Origin of the sequence: Thermomonospora curvata DSM 43183 (assembly GCF_000024385.1) — a bacterium.
GTDB lineage: Bacteria > Actinomycetota > Actinomycetes > Streptosporangiales > Streptosporangiaceae > Thermomonospora > Thermomonospora curvata.
In genome coordinates, this window is the sequence record NC_013510.1 from 3,104,968 (window position 1) to 3,123,521 (window position 18,554).

16 protein-coding genes are annotated in these 18,554 nt (G+C 72.2%); 6 read left to right on the forward strand and 10 right to left on the reverse strand.

Annotated elements, in window-relative coordinates; all coding sequences use genetic code 11:
- Window positions 1-234: 234 nt before the first annotated feature.
- Window positions 235-1,137 carry a helix-turn-helix domain-containing protein gene (locus TCUR_RS13130; RefSeq protein WP_012852995.1) on the forward strand — a complete coding sequence of 301 codons (903 nt, stop codon included), beginning with the start codon at window positions 235-237 and terminating at the stop codon, window positions 1,135-1,137.
- 182 nt (window positions 1,138-1,319) lie between these two features.
- Window positions 1,320-1,592 (forward strand): hypothetical protein, encoded by a 273-nt coding sequence (locus TCUR_RS13135; protein WP_012852996.1) that lies wholly within the window; start codon window positions 1,320-1,322, stop codon window positions 1,590-1,592.
- 88 nt (window positions 1,593-1,680) lie between these two features.
- Here TCUR_RS13135 and TCUR_RS13140 read toward each other — a convergent pair whose 3' ends face one another.
- On the reverse strand, window positions 1,681-1,989 hold the full coding sequence (locus tag TCUR_RS13140) for a hypothetical protein (protein WP_012852997.1): 309 nt from the start codon (window positions 1,987-1,989) through the stop codon (window positions 1,681-1,683).
- Window positions 1,990-2,126: 137 nt separating this feature from the next.
- Window positions 2,127-2,525 (reverse strand): PPOX class F420-dependent oxidoreductase, encoded by a 399-nt coding sequence (locus tag TCUR_RS13145; protein WP_012852998.1) that lies wholly within the window; start codon window positions 2,523-2,525, stop codon window positions 2,127-2,129.
- A 316-nt stretch (window positions 2,526-2,841) separates the two neighbouring features.
- Here TCUR_RS13145 and TCUR_RS13150 point away from each other — a divergent pair, with 316 nt between their 5' ends.
- Both TCUR_RS13150 and TCUR_RS13155 read left to right on the forward strand, forming a co-directional pair.
- Complete coding sequence (locus tag TCUR_RS13150) at window positions 2,842-3,906, forward strand: phosphotransferase enzyme family protein (protein ID WP_012852999.1); 1,065 nt, start codon at window positions 2,842-2,844, stop codon at window positions 3,904-3,906.
- A gap of 107 nt (window positions 3,907-4,013) precedes the next feature.
- Window positions 4,014-4,412, forward strand: coding sequence for a VOC family protein (locus TCUR_RS13155; protein ID WP_012853000.1), 399 nt, complete (start codon window positions 4,014-4,016; stop codon window positions 4,410-4,412).
- Between the two features lie 38 nt (window positions 4,413-4,450).
- Here TCUR_RS13155 and TCUR_RS13160 read toward each other — a convergent pair whose 3' ends face one another.
- On the reverse strand, window positions 4,451-5,983 hold the full coding sequence (locus TCUR_RS13160) for a hypothetical protein (protein WP_012853001.1): 1,533 nt from the start codon (window positions 5,981-5,983) through the stop codon (window positions 4,451-4,453).
- 129 nt (window positions 5,984-6,112) lie between these two features.
- On the opposite strand from TCUR_RS13160, the gene TCUR_RS13165 reads away from it, so the two are divergent.
- Window positions 6,113-6,925, forward strand: coding sequence for a (2Fe-2S)-binding protein (locus TCUR_RS13165; protein ID WP_041439688.1), 813 nt, complete (start codon window positions 6,113-6,115; stop codon window positions 6,923-6,925).
- 10 nt (window positions 6,926-6,935) lie between these two features.
- Here TCUR_RS13165 and hrpA read toward each other — a convergent pair whose 3' ends face one another.
- Window positions 6,936-10,847 carry an ATP-dependent RNA helicase HrpA gene (gene hrpA, locus TCUR_RS13170; RefSeq protein WP_012853003.1) on the reverse strand — a complete coding sequence of 1,304 codons (3,912 nt, stop codon included), beginning with the start codon at window positions 10,845-10,847 and terminating at the stop codon, window positions 6,936-6,938.
- 339 nt (window positions 10,848-11,186) lie between these two features.
- On the opposite strand from hrpA, the gene TCUR_RS13175 reads away from it, so the two are divergent.
- Window positions 11,187-11,654 carry an ester cyclase gene (locus TCUR_RS13175; protein WP_012853004.1) on the forward strand — a complete coding sequence of 156 codons (468 nt, stop codon included), beginning with the start codon at window positions 11,187-11,189 and terminating at the stop codon, window positions 11,652-11,654.
- Between the two features lie 146 nt (window positions 11,655-11,800).
- Here TCUR_RS13175 and TCUR_RS13180 read toward each other — a convergent pair whose 3' ends face one another.
- The 6 genes from TCUR_RS13180 to TCUR_RS13205 all read right to left on the reverse strand — a co-directional run bounded on the left by TCUR_RS13180 (window position 11,801) and on the right by TCUR_RS13205 (window position 18,389).
- Window positions 11,801-12,805 (reverse strand): aldo/keto reductase, encoded by a 1,005-nt coding sequence (locus tag TCUR_RS13180; RefSeq protein ID WP_012853005.1) that lies wholly within the window; start codon window positions 12,803-12,805, stop codon window positions 11,801-11,803.
- A 64-nt stretch (window positions 12,806-12,869) separates the two neighbouring features.
- Window positions 12,870-14,093 (reverse strand): ROK family transcriptional regulator, encoded by a 1,224-nt coding sequence (locus TCUR_RS13185; RefSeq protein WP_148233015.1) that lies wholly within the window; start codon window positions 14,091-14,093, stop codon window positions 12,870-12,872.
- On the reverse strand, window positions 14,093-14,902 hold the full coding sequence (locus tag TCUR_RS13190; RefSeq protein ID WP_012853007.1) for an ATP-binding cassette domain-containing protein: 810 nt from the start codon (window positions 14,900-14,902) through the stop codon (window positions 14,093-14,095). Before TCUR_RS13190 ends, TCUR_RS13185 begins: the two co-directional genes overlap by 1 nt.
- A gap of 110 nt (window positions 14,903-15,012) precedes the next feature.
- Window positions 15,013-16,260 (reverse strand): sugar ABC transporter permease, encoded by a 1,248-nt coding sequence (locus tag TCUR_RS13195; protein WP_245536855.1) that lies wholly within the window; start codon window positions 16,258-16,260, stop codon window positions 15,013-15,015.
- A gap of 50 nt (window positions 16,261-16,310) precedes the next feature.
- Window positions 16,311-17,096 carry an ATP-binding cassette domain-containing protein gene (locus tag TCUR_RS13200; protein WP_012853009.1) on the reverse strand — a complete coding sequence of 262 codons (786 nt, stop codon included), beginning with the start codon at window positions 17,094-17,096 and terminating at the stop codon, window positions 16,311-16,313.
- A 216-nt stretch (window positions 17,097-17,312) separates the two neighbouring features.
- Complete coding sequence (locus tag TCUR_RS13205; RefSeq protein WP_012853010.1) at window positions 17,313-18,389, reverse strand: sugar ABC transporter substrate-binding protein; 1,077 nt, start codon at window positions 18,387-18,389, stop codon at window positions 17,313-17,315.
- Window positions 18,390-18,554: the final 165 nt, after the last annotated feature.

The window sequence follows — 18,554 nt, forward strand, 5'->3', positions numbered from 1 at the left end:
GATCTCCGGGGGGTCACGCCGGGGGGCCTGCGGGCTATCCTGCTCCGTTCATTGTGCAGGTGCAAGGTCTGATGCACGTGCATTTCATCAAAAGATCACACGTAACCCGCCGGGGCCCGGCTCGTTGCCCATCTCATATGGGAGGTGTCGTGGCAGCATGGACATCAGACCCCGCCTGCCGGCAACGGGGCCCGCTGCGCCCCGCCCGGCCGGCATGACCCCCTGGGAGCGCTCATGAGCCCAGCTCACGCCGCAGACGAGCCGCCGGCCAACGTGATCGCCTATCCTCGGAACGGTCCAACCGCGCTGCGCATCGCGCTCGGCGCCCAGCTGCGCAGGCTGCGCGAGGAACGCGGGCTGTCCACCGAGGAGGCCGGGTACGCCATCCGCGGCTCCCACTCCAAGATCAGCCGGATGGAGAACGGCCGGGTCGGCTTCAAGGAACGGGACGTGGCCGACCTGCTGACCCTGTACGGGGTGACGGACGGCGAGCTGCGCGAAAACCTGCTGGCGATGGCCCGCCAGTCCAACACCCCCGGCTGGTGGCACCAGTACGGCGACGTGCTGCCGGACTGGTTCCTGGTCTACATCGGCCTGGAGCAGGCGGCCACGCTGATCCGCACCTATGAGGTGCAGTTCGTGCCGGGGCTGCTGCAGACCGAGGACTACGCCCGGGCCGTGGTCCGGCTGGGCCACCCCCACGCCCCGGAAGAGGAGATCGAGCGCCGGGTGCGGCTGCGGATGACCCGGCAGGGCCGGCTGCACGGCCCGGATCCGCTCCGGCTGTGGGCGGTGGTGGACGAGGCGGCGCTGCGCCGCCCCCTCGGCGGCCCGGAGGTGATGCGCGACCAGCTGCGCCACCTGATCCGGATGACCGAGCTGGACCACATCACGCTGCAGATCGTGCCGTTCTCGGCCGGCGGGCACGCCGCGGCCGGCGGCCCGTTCTCCATCCTGCGCTTCGGCGAGCAGACCCTGTCGGATGTGATCTACCTGGAGCAGCTCACCAGCTCGCTGTACCTGGACAAGCCCGCCGACGTGGACCGCTACCGCCAGGTCATGGACCGGCTGTCGGTGGACGCCTGCCCCGCCTTCCAGACCCGCGCGCTGCTGGAGGAGATGATCGACCGATTGTGACCGCGCCCCTTCGGACCGTCCATGTCACCGGGCGGCGCCGTGGATGAGACCGGGGCCGCGGAACCACTGCTCTGAGAGAAGTTGAAAACCGGAGCAAATAGGCGCAAGCTGTCCCCTGTGCGAAGGCGGGGGTGCACGGTCCCTTCCACACCGTTGTCCGCAACCGTCGACAGGACGCACCGATGTTCCAGATTTGGGAGAGCGGAGAGCCCGCCAGGTTCGTCACCGACGCCGAGACCCTCCAAGGGGCGCTCGACAAGGTCGACACCATGTGCCGGCTCCGCCATGACCAGGCCGCCGCAGCGTTGGAGCAGCCCGAAAACGGCTACCGATTCGAGATCCGCGGTGAGAACGGCACCGCGCTGGCGACACTGACTTACTGGCCCGACCCCTCACGCCCTTATGAGAGCGTGATCGTCCGGGAAATGGGCGGGCAACAGGAGGAGAAAGGCTGAGCGCACCGAACCGACCGCAGACGGGCGGCGTGTTCCTAAAGCCGGGGGAACACGCCGCCCGTTTCGCAGGCGCTCATGCCGGGGCGCCTCAGGCGGCCCAGGAGGCCTTGTGGGCGAGGCGGTGCTGCATCAGCTCGATGGCCTCCGGCAGGCTTCGCGCGGCGGCCTGGGCGCGCAGCCGGCGGCCGTCGAGCTCGACGATCGCCTGGGCCAGCGCGGGCCGCGGCGGCGCCGGCTCGCCCAGCACCGTCAGCGTCACCCGCGCCGAGGCGGTCCGGCCCGGCACCCCGGCCAGCACCGAGCGCACCGCGCGCTCGGCGCGCGCCACGTCGTCCTCGGCGACCCGGCCCGAGGTCACCGTCTGCACCAGCGGTTCACGGTCCTTTCCGTCGTGCATTTCCTGATCCCCCAAAAACATGAATCCACAGCGGGCGTCCGGCCCCGCCCGCCTGCTCACATCTATGGGACAAGAATCAGCGGCACGACGTTCGCAAAAATCGGAGAGAGTTCCGTCACGTCCTGCGTTCGCCCAGCTCAGGCACCCGTGCTGTAAATCACTTTTTCCGGCGTCAGCCGAACTGTGACGCGCTTCTCACCCGGCTGCCGGAAAGGGTAGCGATCGGCGCCCAGATATTTCTTGGCCAGGCGGTCGATGACGGCGTCGGCGCCCTCGGTCTCCAGGCGGGCCGTCCCGGACACGCTGAGGTAGTGGTAGTCGTTGTCGGGGTCCTTGACGCTCACCGCCATCCGCGGGTCGGCCTTGAGGTGCTTTTCCTTGGCCCGGCCGACCGCGGTGTTGATGATGACGTCGTCGCCGTCCACATCCACCCAGACCACGGTGTTGTGCAGGGAGCCGTCCGGGCGCACCGTGGTGGCCCAGCCGTGCAGGGGACGGCGGAGCAGCGCCTTGGCGTCCTCGCTGAGCTTGTCCATCGCGACTCCTCACTGTCGTCACTGCGGCCCGCCTCCTGAAGGCGGAGACGGCGCGCCGCCGAAGGTTCCGCCTGAGCTGTTCCCGCTCCGCGGTCGAAGATCGCCCCGCGGCAGCCCTTTTCCGTCCCAGATCGCAGCGCCTGCGCAGACGGCGAACCAGGAAAAAGGTTCATCGCGGTCTGCATCGGGCGGGATGCCGCCGATGCCCTGGGCGCGCCGGGGTTTTACGCGGCCGAGCGGCGCGTGTAGCGTCGGCTGAACACCAGTTCGAGCAAGTGCGAAGTTTTCGTCAGCGCGACGCCAGCGAGGTGCCCACGTGCGCGACCGCGAGCCTGACGCCGAGCCGCCGCCACGGCTGCTGCGCCGCTGGGAGCTGGGCGAGGCCCGGCGGTTCGTCCCGCTGCCGGTGGACGGCCCGCACCGGGCATGGCGGGTGGAGACCGGCACCGGCAGGACCGTCCTGCTCAAGCGGTACGGGCAGATCGACCGCAAACGGGTGCTGTTTCAGCACTCGGTGACCACGGCGCTGGATGCGGCCGGGCTGCCGGTGCCCGCCCCCCTGCCCGCCCGCGCCGGCCGCACCCTGGTGCAGGCCGAGGGCCGGGCCTATGCCGTCTACCCCTGGATCGAGGGGGCGCGGCGCGACGGCCTGGAGCTGTCGCTGGGCCAGTGCCGCCAGCTCGGAGGGCTGCTGGGGCGGCTGCACGCCGAACTGGACCGCCTGGCCCCTCCGGTGCAGCAGAGCCTGCTGGTGCCCACTCCCCGCGCCGCCGACGCCATCGCCGCCGCGGACCGGCTGCTGGCGGCGCTGCCGCAGGACGGCGACGACTTCGCCGCGCTGGCCGGCCGGCGGCTGCGCGAGCGGCGGGAGCTGCTGCGGGAGCTGGCCGACCACCAGCCGCCGGAGGCGGAGGCGTTCACGGTCGGCTACATCCACGGCGGCTTTCACGCCCGCAACCTGCTGTACGGCCGGACCCGCCAGGTGAGCGCGGTCGTCGGATGGGGCGGGCTGCGCGTGGCGCCGTTCGCCGAGGACCTGGTGCGCGCGGCGGTGGCGCTGTTCGCCGGGTACGGCGAGGAGCGCGGGCTGGACCTGGACCGGGTGGAGGCGTTCGTGGACGGCCACCGTGCGGCCTTCCCGCTGGACGCCGGGCAGATCTGCTCGGCGGTGCACCGGCTGTGGTGGGAGCAGCTGTGCGATCTGGGCCCGCTGCGCCGCCACTACCTGGAACGCCGCCGGGACCGCCAGGGCCCGCCGCCGGCGGACGCGGCGCTGGTGACCTGGTGGACGGCGCACCTGGACCGGACGCTGGAGGTCTTCGCCGCCCCCTACAGCGGCGCCGCGCGGCCGGAGCAGGCCGGCCACCTGGATGGACCTTGAGGTCGCCGCACGGACGCAGGAGGACATTCGATGCCGATCGCCGCACCGCCACAGGCGCCCCCGAGGCGGGCCCCGGGCGCCGTCGCCTTCTTTTCGGTGAGGTCGCCATGGACGTGCTGAGCAGCCGGATCCTGCTGCGTCCGGCCGATCCGGCGCGCAGCCACCGCTTCTACCGGGACGTGCTCGGCCTGGCCGTCTACCGGGAGTTCGGGCCGCCGGAGGAACCCGGGGTGGTCTACTTCCTCGGGCAGGGCCTGCTGGAGGTCTCCGGACGCTCCGCCGAAGGGCCGGGCGCGGCGCTGATGCTGTGGCTGCAGGTGCGCGATGTGCACGCCGAGCACCGGCGGCTGCGCGAGGCGGGGGTCACCGTGCTGCGCGAGCCGCGGCAGGAGCCGTGGGGGCTGATCGAGATGTGGATCGCCGACCCCGATGGGGTGCGGATCGCGCTGGTGGAGGTGCCCGCCGACCATCCGCTGCGCCGCGACCCGCGTCCGCTGCCCTCCTGAAGGCCGGATCCGGGCAGCGGACGCGTCACGAAGGCCGGTCAGGGCCGGGCGAAGAGCGGGTCCTCCCGGTCCGCCTCCCCGTTGGGGCCGCGGCCGTTTCCCTCCTGGCCGTTGGCGGCGGGAGGGGCGTAGGGGGACGGCAGCGGGGCGAAGGTGCCGGAGGAGGCGTTGTAACCGGCGGCGGGGGCCTCATACACCCCTCCGCCGATCGGCCTGTTCTCGCCCCCCTGAGCGCCGGGGGCGGGCGAAGGCGTGCTCTGGGCGCCGGAGGAGGGTGGCACCGGAGCGCCCGGCCCGCCGGAGGCCGGCGGTGCGGCCGGCGCGGAGGGGGCGCCGCCGGGCACGGGGGGCGCGGCCGGGGTCACCGACGACAGCACCCCCTGCGCGACGTTCTGCACGCCGGAGGAGACGTTCTGGGTGAGCTGGTCGATCTGGCGGCGGGCCCGGTCGGCCTCGGCGCGGGCGGCGTCCCGCTCGGCGGCCAGCGCCGTCAGCGCCGCCTGCAGCTCGGTGACCGTCTGGGCCAGCTGCTGGGTCTGCCCGGCCTGCTCGGCCAGGCGGGCGCTGAGCTGGTCGCGTTCGGCCTGGGCCTGCTGGGCCTGGACCAGCGCGGCGTCGCGCTCCTTGAGCGCCTCCTCGCAGCGGGCCTTGGCCCGGGCGGCCTCGGCCTCGGCTTCGGCCTGGGCCCGGCGGGCGGCGTTGCGCTCCTCCTCGGCCTTGGTGGCCGCCTGGACGGCCTGGGCCCGCTGCGCCTCGGCCTCCCGCATGACCGCCCGCAGGTCATCTGCGCTCTTGCGGGCGGCGGCGGCCTCGGCGCGCTGCGCCTCCACCGCGGCCTCGGCCTCGGCCAGCTTGGCGTGCAGGGAGACCAGCTCGGCGCGGCTGGACTCCAGCGCCGACAGCAGCTCGCCCTCGCGGGCGGTGACGCGGTCGCGCTCGGACTCGGCGGCCTGCTTGGCGGCCACCGCCTGCTGGGCGATCTGCTGGGCCTCCTCCCAGGCCTGCTGGGCGGCGTCCCGCTTGGCGGTGGCGATCCTGGCCTCCTCGCGGGCGCGCCGGGCCTCCTCCTCGGCCGCCTCGGCCCGGGCCCGGGCGGCGGCGGCCTCGTGGCGGGCCTCCTCGGCCTGCCGCTGGGAGGCGTCGCGTTCGGTCTGCGCGATGGCCAGGTCCCGGGCGGCCTCGGCCCGCACCTCGGCGATGCGCCGCTCCACCCCTGCCACGCTCAGCTCGGCCGTCAGCGACTCGGCGAGCCCGTCGGCCATCTTCTCCAGACGCTCGACCAGTTCCCAGGTCCAGGCGACCTGGCCGGTCAGGCCGGGAGCGTCCCGGTTGCGCTCGCGACGGCTGCGCGCCTCGCGCTCGCACGCCCCGTCGTTGTCCTGGCAGTACCGGATGATGCGGACACCCCCGACCGGCTGCGGCACCGGCCGTCCGCAGTTGGCGCAGGGCCAGACGGTGACGGGGTCACCCACCCGCGCCACGGCGGTGTCGGCGTCCCCCTGGCCGCCCGTGTGCGCGGAGCGCGCGACCAGCTCCGCGCTGTTGACACCGGGCTCATCGCTGTTCGACATGACATGAAACGATACGCACTTGGTACATGGGGCTGTAGGGACTTGGGGATGGTTGTGGCGACTTCCATTCGCCGTGCCCTGTGACGGGCGGCCTGGGCCACGGGCCGCAGTCGTTCCTATACTCCCGGCGTGCGGCAGGGAGGATCCGGACGGGCCGTGGCGGAGGCGCTGGCGGACGTCGCGCGCCTGGGCCCCTTCTTCGCCGTCTCCACCGATCCGGCAGAAGGCGCCGACCCGCGGTGGCGGCCGGTGCCGGAGGGGGTGCCGGCCCTCATCGAGGCGACCGCCGCGCGCCTGGGCGTTCCGGTGGACCGGGTGGCCGCCTCCACCGCCCAGCTCGCGCTGGCGGCCCGGCTGTGGTCGCCGGTGCTGGGCTGCGCCCTGCTGCACGGGCTGGTGCCGGACCTGGCGGCGCTGCGGCAGCGTCTGGACGCCTCCGGCACCGTCCGGCTGTGGCTCGATGCGGCGAGATCGGCGGACCTCCTGCGGGCCGGGACGCCGGATGCGAAGAACGCCGGACGGGACGACGGAGCGGAGGAGGCGGACGTGAGGGCTCCCGCCGGCCTTCACGAACGGGACGAGGCGGCGGGCCCTGTGGCGCAGATGGCCGCCGCCGTCCGCCGTTCGGTCATCGAAGGGCAGCTGACGGCGGTCCATGAGGCGGTGCGCGCCCGCGTGCCGGTGGCCGCCGGGCTGCTGTGGGGCAACGCCGCCTCGGCGATGATCGGGGCGCTGCGCGTGCTGGCCGCGGCCCACCCCGGCCTCGCCGGCCGCAGCCGGCGCCTGGCCCGGCGGCTGCTGGAAGAAGAGGAGCTGCGCGGCTCGGGCGTGCCGGCGGGGCCGGGGCTGACGTTCCGGCGCCGCAGCTGCTGCCTTTACTACCGTCTCGGCGGCGGGGGCCTGTGCGGCGACTGCTGTTTCACCGTCGCTCCCGGGTCCTGAGGTTCTCCGGTCACAGCGGGATCTGGGCGATGGCCTTGAGGATGCGTTTTTCGGAGACCGGATGGCGGGTGCCCAGCTGCTGGGCGAACAGGCTGACCCGGAACTCCTCCAGCATCCACCGGATGTGCCGGACGGGCTCCTCCTGGCGGCGGGCCGCGGGCAGGCGGCGCAGCAGCTGCTCGTACTCCTGCCGCATCCGCTCCACCTGCTGCATCAGCAACCGGTCCCGGCCGGGGTTGTCGGGCAGCTTGTCCAGCCGCACCAGCATCGCCCGCAGGTAGCGCAGCAGGTCGGGCAGGCGCTGCCAGCCGGTGGCGGTGACGAACCCGGGGGCGATCAGCTCCTTGAGCTGAGTGCGCAGGTCGGTCAGCGACGGCACCAGCGCAAGGCTGGTGGTGCCGCGCAGCCGCCGGTCGACCTCGTGCGCGGCGCTCAGGATCTGCCCGACCTGGCCGACGATGGCGGCGGCGGTGTCGGCCAGCTCGGCGCGCACATGGTCGTGCAGCCTGGTGAAGCCCGCCGCGTCCCAGGCGGGCCCGCCGGCCTCGGCCATGAGCTTGTCGGCGGCGGCGGTGACGCAGTCGTCCAGCAGCGCCTGCACCGAGCCGTGCGGGCTCCGGCTCAAGGCCAGCTTGGCCTGGTTGCTCAGCCCACCGGTCAGGAACTTCATCGGGGACGGCGAGTTCAGCAACAGCAGCCGGCGGGTGCCGCCCCACATGGCCTGCCGCTGCTCGGCCGGGGTCTCATACAGGCGCACGGCGACGCTGTCGCCTTCGTCGGTCAGCGCCGGGTAGGCCTTGACCGCGTATCCGGCGTGGCGGCGTTCGAAGACCTGGGGGAGGGCGTCCATGTCCCAGCTCTTCAGCCCGCTGCGCTCGATGCCGTCCTTTTTGGCGGCGCTTGAGAGGGTGCCGCGGACCTTGCCGCGCAGCCGCCGTTTCAGCGCCTCCAGGTCCTTGCCCTCGGCGACGGTGCGGTCGCGGCCGTCGACCACCCGGAAGGTCATCTTCAGATGGTCGGGGACGCGCGCATAGTCCCAGCTTTCGCGGGGCACGGTGACGCCGGTCATGGCGCGCAGCTCGCGTTCCAGCGCCGCCAGCAGCGGCTCGGTGCGGGGCGAGAGCCGGGCCAGCACCTTGCGGGCCACGTCGGGGGCGGGCACGAAGTTGACCCGCAGCTGCTTGGGCAGCGAGCGGATCAGCTCGGTGACCAGTTCGGCGCGCAGCCCCGGCACCTGCCAGTCGAACCCGTCCGCTTTGACCTGGTTGAGGACCTCCAGGGGGATGTGCACGGTGACGCCGTCGTTGCCGTCGGCGTCTGCGCCGGGTTCGAACAGGTAGGTCAGTTTCAGCCGCAGCGGGCCCTGCTGCCAGTGGTCGGGGTAGTCGGCCTCGCTGACCTCGCCGGCACCGGCGTTGATCAGCATCTGCTTGTCGAAGTTCAGCAGGTCCGGATTCTTGCGGCGGGCCTTCTTCCACCAGGCGTCGAAGTGCCGGACGGAGACGACCTCGGCGGGGATGCGCTGGTCGTAGAAGTCGAACAAGGTCTCCTCATCGACCAGGATGTCGCGGCGGCGGGCCCGGTGCTCCAGCTCCTCGACTTCTTCCAGCAGCGCCCGGTTCTCGTGGAAGAAGGCGTGGTGGGTGTCCCATTCGCCGCCCACCAGGGCGTGCCGGATGAACAGCTCCCGCGACAGTTCCGGGTCGATGCGGGTGTAGTTGACCCGGCGCTGGGTGACGATGGGCACCCCGTAGAGGGTGACCCGTTCGTACGCCATCGCCGCGCCCTGCCGTTTGGACCAGTGCGGTTCGCTGTAGGTGCGTTTGACCAGGTGGGCGGCGAGCGGTTCGATCCACTCCGGTTCGATCCTGGCGTTGACGCGGGCCCACAGCCGCGAGGTCTCCACCAGCTCGGCCGACATGACCCACCGCGGCGGTTTCTTGAACAGCCCCGAGCCGGGGAAGATGGCGAAGCGGGCGCCGCGGGCGCCCAGGTAGTCGCGCCGTTCGGGGTCCAGCAGCCCGATGTGCGACAGCAGCCCGGCCAGCAGCGCCTGGTGGATGCGCTCGGGCGGGGCGTCGGCGGTGTTGACGGTCACGCCCAGGCTCTTGGCGACCTGTTTGAGCTGGCCGTGCAGGTCCTGCCATTCGCGGATCCGCAGGTAGTGCAGGAATTCGTTCTTGCACATGCGGCGGAACTGGCTGCCGGACAGCTCCCGCTGCCGCTCCTGCAGGTAGTTCCACAGGTTCAGGTAGGCCAGGAAGTCCGAGGACGGGTCGGCGAAGCGGCGGTGCTTTTCGTCGGCGGCCTGCTGCTTGTCGGCGGGGCGTTCCCGCGGGTCCTGGATGGACAGGGCGGAGGCGATGATGAGGACCTCGCGGACGCAGCCGAGCCGGTCGGCCTCCAGCACCATGCGGCCCAGGCGGGGGTCCACCGGGAGCTGGGCCAGTTTGCGGCCCAGCGGGGTGAGCCGTTTGCGCGGGTCCTTGGCGGCCGGGTCGAGGGCCCCCAGTTCGATCAGCAGGTCGATGCCGGCCTTGATGTTGCGCCGGTCCGGCGGGTCGACGAACGGGAAGGCGGCGATGTCGCCCAGGCCCAGGTTGGTCATCTGCAAGATGACCGAGGCCAAATTGGTGCGCAGGATCTCCGGGTCGGTGAACTCCGGGCGGCTTTCGAAGTCCTCTTGCGAATACAGGCGGATGCAGATGCCTTCGGAGACCCGGCCGCAGCGGCCCTTGCGCTGGTTGGCCGATGCCTGGGAGATCGCCTCGATCGGCAGGCGCTGGACCTTCAGGCGGTGGCTGTAGCGGGAGATGCGGGCGGTGCCGGGGTCGATGACGTATTTGATGCCCGGGACCGTCAGCGAGGTCTCGGCGACGTTGGTGGCCAGCACGATCCGCCGACCGCGGTGCGGCTGGAAGACGCGCTGCTGCTCGGCCGCCGACAGCCGGGCGTACAGCGGCAGGATCTCGGTGCCGGGCAGGTCCCGTTTGGCCAGCGCCTCGGCGGTGTCGCGGATCTCCCGTTCGCCGGACAGGAACACCAGGATGTCGCCGGGGCCCTCGGCGCACAGCTCGTCCACCGCGTCGCTGATGGCCTGGATCTGGTCGCGGTCGGGGTCGGCCTCGGGGTCGTCGGGGTCGACGATGGGGCGGTAGCGGACCTCCACCGGGTAGGTGCGGCCGGAGACCTCCACGATGGGGGCGCCGCCGAAGTGCGCCGAGAACCGCTCCGGGTCGATGGTCGCCGAGGTGATGATCACCTTCAGGTCGGGGCGGCGGGGCAGGATCTCCTTCAGGTAGCCCAGCAGGAAGTCGATGTTGAGGCTGCGTTCGTGGGCCTCGTCGATGATGATCGTGTCGTAGCGGCGCAGCAGCCGGTCGCCTTGGATCTCCGCCAGCAGGATGCCGTCGGTCATCAGCTTGACCAGCGTGTCGTCGCTGGAGGTGTCGGTGAAGCGCACCTTGTAGCCGACCAGCTCCCCCAGCGTGGTGCCCAGCTCCTCGGCGATGCGGGTGGCGACGGCGCGGGCGGCCAGGCGGCGCGGCTGGGTGTGCCCGATCGTGCCGAGCACCCCGCGGCCCAGCTCCAGGCAGATCTTGGGCAGCTGGGTGGTCTTGCCCGAGCCGGTCTCCCCTGCCACGATCACCACTTGGTGGTCGCGAATGGCCGCGGCGATCTCGTCTTTCTTCTGGGTGACCGGCAGCTCGGCCGGGTAGGTGATCGGCGGCACCGCCGCCCGGCGGCGCGCCACCTTCGCCTCGGCCCGTTCGACGTCGGCGGCGATCTTGGCGGTCACCGCGGCCAGGCGCGTCTCCTCGCGCAGCTTGCACGCCCCGTCGATACGGCGGCGCAGCCGATGCCGGTCCTCGGCCATCAGCTGGGGCAGTCGCTGCCGTAGCTCGGCCAGCGGCGTCGTCACAGGCGTCCCTTCACAGCGATCGTCTTCACCACACATGCCGTCCGCTCATGCCGTCCGCGACGGAAGGCAGGCGGCGCCGCGACCGGAGGGGGCGGTCCCGGCGCAAAGAAGGCCGCTCGTCACGGTCGCCGAAACCGGCGCCGCAACCTGCAAGACCGTAGCCACCATACGGCCCCTGGGCGACCGATTTTTCCGCCAGGGGCTCTGCGGGCCGCGGCTCTTCCGGTGAGGAGTGCCATCGCCACGACCGGGTATGGTCAATTTCTTACCGGCCCTTAAGGATCATCGTTACCCGATCACCGGCCGGCGCATTACATGGGGAGGAAAGAGGAGGTTGCCGTGGGAAGCACAGCGGCGGAGGCAGCGGATCTGCGGGCCAGGCGCGAGGCGGTCGTCCGCGAGCACATGGAGGCCGAGAACGCACTGGACTTCGATCGGGCACTGAGCACCTTCGACCATCCCCGCTATGAGCTGATGGCCACCGGCCAGGTCTTCGACGGGCCCGAGGAGGTCATGGGCTACTACCGGACCACCCGCGAGGCCTTCCCGGACCAGCGCAACGAGAACGTGGTGCTGCGGCACGCCGACGACGCGGTGATCGCCGAGTTCGACCTCAAAGGCACCCATCTGGGCCCTTACCTGGGTTTTCCACCCACTGGCAAGTCGTTCACCTGCCGGATGGCGGCGCTGTTCCTGTTCGAGGGCGACCGCATCGTCTGCGAGCGGGTCTACTTCGACCTGACCACCATCGCCGCACAGCTGGGGCTGCTCGGCGAGGTGGCCAAACTGGCGGAACCGGCCGGCTGATCCCGCGTCGGGGCGGCCACGGCGGGACGGACGTTTCACAAAAGACCCGAGGCGGAGGCCCTGGCGGCGCATGCCGCCGCGCCGCCTTCAGGCCCCGCCGTATCTCCGCGGTGGGCATCGCGGAGATACGGCGGGTGAGAAAGGGCTCAGTAGCGGTCACCGACCGGGGCCGGCAGGGCGTCCAGCTCCGCCAGGTCCGCGGCGGTCAGCTCCAAGTCCGCGGCGGCGGCGTTCTCCCGCAGGTAGCGGGACTTCTTGGTGCCCGGGATCGGGATCACATGCTCGCCGCGGGCCAGCACCCAGGCGATGGCGACCTGCGCCGGGGTGGCGCCGTGCCGCTCGGCGACCCGGCGGACCGCCTCGACGATCCGCATGTTGCGGCGCAGCGCCTCCTCCTGGAAGCGGGGGTTGCGCCGCCGGATGTCGCCCTCCTCGAAGTCGGCCTTGGTGATCGTGCCGGTCAGAAAGCCCCGGCCCAGCGGGGAGAACGCCACGAACACCGCGCCGTGGGCGGCGCACCAGCCCACCACGTCCCCGGCCTCCTGGTCCGACATGCCCTGGCCGCTCATCCCGCCGGCGGTGCCGCCGGGAACGCCGGTCGGGTCGCGCGTCCACAGCGACAGCTCCGACTGGATCGCCGAGACCGGGTGGATGGCGTGCGCCTCCTCGGCCTGGGCCACGGTGACCTCCGACAGCCCGATCCGCCGCACCTTGCCCTCGGCGACCAGCTCGGCCAGCGCGCCCCAGCTGTCGGCCAGCGGCACCTCCGGATCGACCCGGTGCAGGTAGTACAGGTCGATGACGTCGGTGCCGAGCCGCCGCAAGCTGGCCTCGGCCGCCTGCTTGAGGTGGCGGGGCGAGCCGTTGCGGCCGACCCGTCCGGTGTCCGGGTCGCCGACCAGCCCGCCCTTGGTGCACAGCACGACCCGGTCGCGGATGCCGGCCAGCGCCCGGCCGATCAGCGTCTCGTTGTGGCCCAGGCCGTAGACGTCGGAGGTGTCCAGGAACGTCACGCCCAGCTCCACCGCCTCGCGGATCAGCGCCTGCGAGGCCCGGTCGTCGCGTTCGGACGGGCCGTAGGCCCAGCTCATGCTCATGCAGCCCAGACCGACCGCACCCACCCGGGTGCCGGCGAACGTCCGTGTCTTCATCAAGCGACCCTCCTCGGCCTCGCATGTTCCTCCCCGCCGCGGCCTTGAGGCGGCGGGGCCGCTTTCAGGTGCCGGAGGACGCGGCGCGCAGCCGGCCCAGCACCTCCAGCGGGTCGTTGAGCACCTCGCTGAAGGCCAGCTCGGCGGCGCCGATCAAGGTGGTGTCGTCCCCCAGCTCGGCGGTGCGCAGCTTCACCCGCTCCCGGGGGGCGGCCAGCCCATGGGTGGCCAGCCGGCTGCGGACCTGCGCGGCCGACCCCAGGTAGATGTCCCGCAGCGTCCCCCCGAAGACGACCATGGCGGGGTTGAAGATGTTGACCAGGTTGGCCACGCCCAGCCCCAGCCAGTCGCCGGTCCGGCACAGCGCGTCGCGGGCGACGGCGTCGCCGCGGTCGGCGGCGTCCACCACGGCGCGCACCGCATCCCGGCCGATCCGCCCGGCGGCGACCTGCCCGGCCCGCGCCAGCAGGGCGTCCTCGCCGACCTCGGCCTCCAGGCAGCCCCGCGAGCCGCAGCCGCAGCGCCGCCCGCCGGGGTTGACCACCATGTGCCCGACCTCGCCGCCGTAGCCGTCGGCCCCGCCCAGCAGCCGGCCGCCGACGATGATGCCGCCGCCGATTCCCACGTCCCCGTGCAGGTAGATCAGGTCGTTGCAGCCGACCCCGACGCCGCGGCGGTGCTCGGCCAGCGCCCCCAGATTGGCGTCGTTGCCGATCGCCACGCTCACCCCCAGCCCCAGCCGCCGCGACAGGGCGTCCCCCAGCGACACGTCGGTGGCGCCCAGGTTCGGCCCGTAGCGCAGCATCCCGTCGGCGCTGCGGACGATGCCGGAGAACGCCGCCCCCGCGCCCACGCACACCGCGTCCCGGTCGGCCCGGCGCACCAGCTGGCGGGTGAAGGACGCCAGCGCGCCCACCACCTCATCGGGGTCGAACGGGCCGCGCGGGCGGGCGCTTTCGCGCCGCTCCAAGATCACCCCGCCCAGCCCGACCCGGGCGGCCACCAGCCGGTCCACCCCGATGTCGAAGGCCAGCACATACACCCGGGTCGATTCGGGGCGCACCACCAGCGACGGCCGGCCGGCCCGCCGGCGCACCTCGCGCGGCAGCTCCTCGCGCACCACCCCGGCGGCGGTCAGCTCGCCGGTCAACGCCATGATCGTGCTGCGGTTGAGGCCCATGCCCTCGGCCAGCTCGGCACGCGAGGCCGCCCCCCGCAGATGGATGTGGCGCAGCAGCGTGCCCAGGTTGTGCCGGCGGGCCTCTTCCGGGGACGGAGCGGCGCGCATCATCCCCGTCCGGCCTCGCGGAGGCGGCCGGTGCCGTTGCGGCCGGCGACCGCGCCGGAGCCGTCCAAGCCGTCCATGCGCCCGGAGGTGATCAGCTCCACGACCTGGGAGTAGGTCACCTCCGAGGCCTTGACCTGGGCGACGGTGCGGCCCAGGTACAGCGCGCAGATCCGGTCGGCCACCGCGAACACGTCGTTCATGTTGTGCGAGATCAGCACCACGGCCCGGCCCTTGTCGGCCAGGCGCCGCACCACCTCCAGCACCTGCTGGGTCTGCGCGACGCCGAGCGCGGCGGTCGGCTCGTCCAGCACCACCACCTTGGCGTCCCACAGCATGGCGCGGGCGATGGCCACGCTCTGCCGCTGCCCGCCCGACAGGCCGGACACCGGCTGCCGCACCGACTTGATGGTGCGCACCGACAGCCCGGTCAAAGCGCGGATGGCCAGCTCCTCCATGGCGGCCTCATCCAGCACCAGGCCGTTGCGCCACTCCCGGCCCAGGAACATGTTCTGCACGATGTCGAGGTTCTCGCACAGCGCCAGGTCCTGGTGGACGATCTCGATGCCCAGCTCGGCGGCCTCGCGGGGACTGCCGACCCGCACCGGGCGGCCCTCGAACAGGTACTCGCCGCGGTCCATGGGCCAGACCCCGCCCAGGCATTTGACCAGGGTGGACTTGCCCGCCCCGTTGTCGCCGACCAGGGCGGTGACCTCGCCGGCGTACGCCGACAGGGCGACATCGTGCAGCACCTGGACGGGGCCGAAGCTCTTGCCGACCCCCCGCAGGTCCAGTACGGGCGTCACGGACATCTCGCAGAGCTCCCCACCTGGCGCCCCGTCCCCGGCAAGCGGGACGATCACACGCCGCCGCGAGCCTACCAGCCGGGCCGCCGGGGCGGAGGCGGCCCGGCCGGTGCGCCTCAGCGGCCGACGGCGACGCGCCTGCGGCGGGCCAGCGCATCGACGCTGGCGGCCAGCAGCAGCACCCCGCCGGTGATCAGCATGTTGAGGTAGGCCTGCGCGCCCAGCAACCCCAGCCCGTTGGCGATCACCGAGATGACCAGGCCGCCCAGCACCGCGTCGATGGCCCGGCCCTTGCCGCCGAACAGGCTGGTGCCGCCGATCACCGCGGCGCCCACCGCGTACAGCAGCACGTTGCCGGCGCCGGCGTCGGGGGTGACGGAGTTGAGCCGGGAGGCGTCCACCATCCCGGCCACCGCGGCCAGCGTGGAGGCGATCATGAACACCGACATGCGGATGGCGGTGACGTTGATGCCGGCGCGGCGGGCGGCCTCGGCGTTGCCGCCGACGGCGTACACGTGCCGGCCGTAGACGGTGCGGCCCAGCACGAAGGTCGCTGTGATCACCAGCAGGGCCACCAGCGGCACGCCCCACGGCACGCCGTTGAGCACCACCGTCGGGCTGGGGGCGCGGTCCAGGCCCATCAGGAAGGTGATGCCCAGCAGCGCCGCCGTCACCACCGCGATCCGCCCCACCACCAGCCCCAGAGGAGGCGCGATCAGCCCGCGGCTGCGCTGGCGGTGCCGGCGCAGCAGCTGCGAGGCCGCGAACAGGACCGAGCAGCCGACCGCCAGCGTCCAGCCCAGCCAGATCGGCATGTTGTCGTTGGCCAGCGCCACGATCACCTCATCGCGCACCGGGACGGTGCCGCCCTCGCCGATCAGCCGCAGCGTGATGCCCTGCAGGCCCAAAAACAGCGCCAGCGTCACCACGAAGGACGGTATCCGCACCACCGCCACCAACAGCCCGATGACGGCGCCGATCAGCAGCCCGGTGAGCAGCGCGGCGAGCACGGCGGTGTACCAAGGCTGCCCGGCCTCGACCATCAGCTTGGCCATCACCGCCGCGCACACCCCGCTGGTCACCCCGGCCGACAGGTCGATCTCGCCCAGCAGCAGCACGAACACCAACCCCAGCGCCAGGATCGTCACCGACATGGCCTGCACGAACAGGTTGGCGATGTTGCGCTCGGACAAAAACGTCTCCGGCCGCAGCGCGGTGAACAGCACGATCAGCGACACCAGGCCGAAGACCGCCGGCAGCGAGCCCAGTTCCCCGGCGCGCACCTTGGCCCAGTAGTCGCGGACGGCCGAGGCCGTGGTGTGCTCGCGCCGGTCGATGGCGAAGTCGGCGTCGGCGACCTTCACGGCGGTCTCCTTGAGCTCGTGGGAGTGGATTGACATCGCAGCGCCCCCGCTCACAGATGGTTGTCGGTGGTCGCCGGGGACAGGCCGAGGTCCCCCGACCGGCCGGCGGTGATGAGCTCGACCACCTGGGTGGAGGTGACGGCGGACCGCGGGACGTGGGCGGCGACCCGGCCCAGGTACAGGGCGGTGATGCGGTCGGCCACCTGGAAGACGTCGTTCATGTTGTGGGAGATCAGCACCACGCCGTGGCCGGTGTCGGCCAGGCGCCGCACCAGCTCCAGCACCTGGCGGGTCTGCGCGACGCCGAGCGCGGCGGTGGGCTCGTCCAAGATCACCACTTTGGACTGCCACAGCACGGCCTTGGCGATGGCGACGGTCTGCCGCTGCCCGCCCGACAGGCTGGCCACCAGCTGCCGCACCGACTTGACGGTGCGCACCGACAGCTTGGCGAGGGTCTGGCGGGCCGACTCCTCCATCGATGCCTCGTCCAGCACCAGCCCGCGGGTGCGCTCGCGGCCCAGGAACATGTTCTGGACGATGTCGAGGTTGTCGGCCAGCGCCAGGTCCTGGTAGACGACCTCGATGCCCAGCGCCGCCGCGTCGCGGGGGCTGTTGATCGTCACCGGGCGTCCCTCGAAGAAGAACTCGCCGGAGTCGACCGGGTGGATGCCCGCGATGCACTTGATGAGGGTGGACTTGCCGGCGCCGTTGTCGCCGACCAGCGCGGTCACCTCTCCCGGGTAGACGGCGAAGTCCACATCGTGCAGGACCTTCACCGCCCCGAAGCTTTTGTTGACCCCGGTCAGCTGCAGCACCGGGGTTGCCTTGTCAGCCACTGTGCTCCTTCCGGACGGGCGGGGACGCCCGGGGCGCGGGCGTCCCCGCCGGTCACCGGATCTTCGTCGGCCTCGCGCCCGGCCCGGGGTCGCCGGGCCGGGCGCGAGGCGCTCTTCACCGGATCTGCCGCGGCACCCGGCCTGCGGATCCGCGCGTGCCCGGGGTGCGCCGCGGGCACCCGTCCGGGCCGGGAGGGGACGGGTGCCGAAGCGGGCTCACTGGATACCGGCCTCGGCGCACTTGTCGGCGTACTCGCCCGCGCAGAGCTCGTCCTTCTTGACGAAGCCGTCGTCGACGACCTGCTTGACGTTCTCCTTGAAGATCGCCACCGGGGTGAGCAGCACCGACGGCACGTCCCGGTTGCCCTCGGGGTCCTTGGTGACGCCGTTGGTCTCGGCCTGCTCACCCTTCAGCAGCGAGATCGCCAGCTTGGCGGCGGCCTCGGCCTGCTGCTTGATCGGCTTGTAGACGGTCATGCACTGGGTGCCGTCCAGGATGTTCTGCAGGCCCTGCAAGGTGGCGTCCTGGCCGGTCACCGCGACCTTCCCGGCCACCTTGTTCTTCTTCAGGATGGACACCGCGGCGTTGCCGAGCCCGTCGTTGGCGGCCAGCACCCCGTCGATCTCGCCTTTGTGCTCGGTCCACATCTGCTCGAAGATGGTGGCGGCGCGCTGGTTGTCCCAGCCGGGCACGGCCTGCTCGGCGACCTTCGTGTAGCTGGAGACCTTGTCGAGCACCGAGTGGGCGCCCTGGGCGAACAAGGTGGCGTTGTTGTCGGTGGGGGCGCCGTTCAGGTAGACGATGTTGGCCTTCTTGTCGCCGAGGCACTTTTGCAGGCCCTTGCCGAGCTCCTCGCCGACCTTCACGTTGTCGAAGGAGACGTAGTAGTCCGACACGCCGCCCAGCGTCAGCCGGTCGTAGTCGATGGTCTTGACGCCCTGCTGCTGGGCCTTGCGGGTCACCGCGGCGGCCGAGTTGGAGTCGATGCCGTCGATCAGCAGCACGGTCACCCCGCTGGTGATCATCTGGTCGGCGATGGTCTGGAAGCGCTGCACCGAGCCCTCGGCGTTCTGGATGTCGTACTGCACGCCGGCGGCCTTGAACGCCTGCTCCAGGTAGGGCCGGTCGAAGCTCTCGTAGCGGACCGAGGACTTGGTGTCGGGCAGGATCACGCCGACCTTGCCCTGGGCGGCGCCGCCCTGGCCGCCGTCGGCGGAGTCGTCACCGCAGGCGGTGAGGGTGAGGGCGGCCGCCGTGGAGATCGCGGCGATACCGAGGATTCCCTTGCGCATCTGCACGGGTCCTTTCTGGAAGCGCGGCCGCCGGGTCAGCGGCCGCGCGGGGTGGGGTTTCCGGACGTATGGCAACGCGCGTCGCATGGCGGGACGGGTCACGCCCCACCGTATGAATGTTGTGCTCCGCAACATATGACGCGACGACCAGCATCGCTAGAGGAA

What these genes read in the sequence shown, in the direction of transcription:
- TCUR_RS13130 (WP_012852995.1), top strand. Translation starts at nt 235, where the DNA reads ATGAGCCCAGCTCACGCCGCAGACGAGCCGCCGGCCAACGTGATCGCC.
- TCUR_RS13135 (WP_012852996.1), top strand. Translation starts at nt 1,320, where the DNA reads ATGTTCCAGATTTGGGAGAGCGGAGAGCCCGCCAGGTTCGTCACCGAC.
- TCUR_RS13140 (WP_012852997.1), bottom strand. Translation starts at nt 1,989, where the DNA reads ATGCACGACGGAAAGGACCGTGAACCGCTGGTGCAGACGGTGACCTCG.
- TCUR_RS13145 (WP_012852998.1), bottom strand. Translation starts at nt 2,525, where the DNA reads ATGGACAAGCTCAGCGAGGACGCCAAGGCGCTGCTCCGCCGTCCCCTG.
- TCUR_RS13155 (WP_012853000.1), top strand. Translation starts at nt 4,014, where the DNA reads ATGGACGTGCTGAGCAGCCGGATCCTGCTGCGTCCGGCCGATCCGGCG.
- TCUR_RS13160 (WP_012853001.1), bottom strand. Translation starts at nt 5,983, where the DNA reads ATGTCGAACAGCGATGAGCCCGGTGTCAACAGCGCGGAGCTGGTCGCG.
- TCUR_RS13180 (WP_012853005.1), bottom strand. Translation starts at nt 12,805, where the DNA reads ATGAAGACACGGACGTTCGCCGGCACCCGGGTGGGTGCGGTCGGTCTG.
- TCUR_RS13185 (WP_148233015.1), bottom strand. Translation starts at nt 14,093, where the DNA reads ATGCGCGCCGCTCCGTCCCCGGAAGAGGCCCGCCGGCACAACCTGGGC.
- TCUR_RS13190 (WP_012853007.1), bottom strand. Translation starts at nt 14,902, where the DNA reads ATGTCCGTGACGCCCGTACTGGACCTGCGGGGGGTCGGCAAGAGCTTC.
- TCUR_RS13205 (WP_012853010.1), bottom strand. Translation starts at nt 18,389, where the DNA reads ATGCGCAAGGGAATCCTCGGTATCGCCGCGATCTCCACGGCGGCCGCC.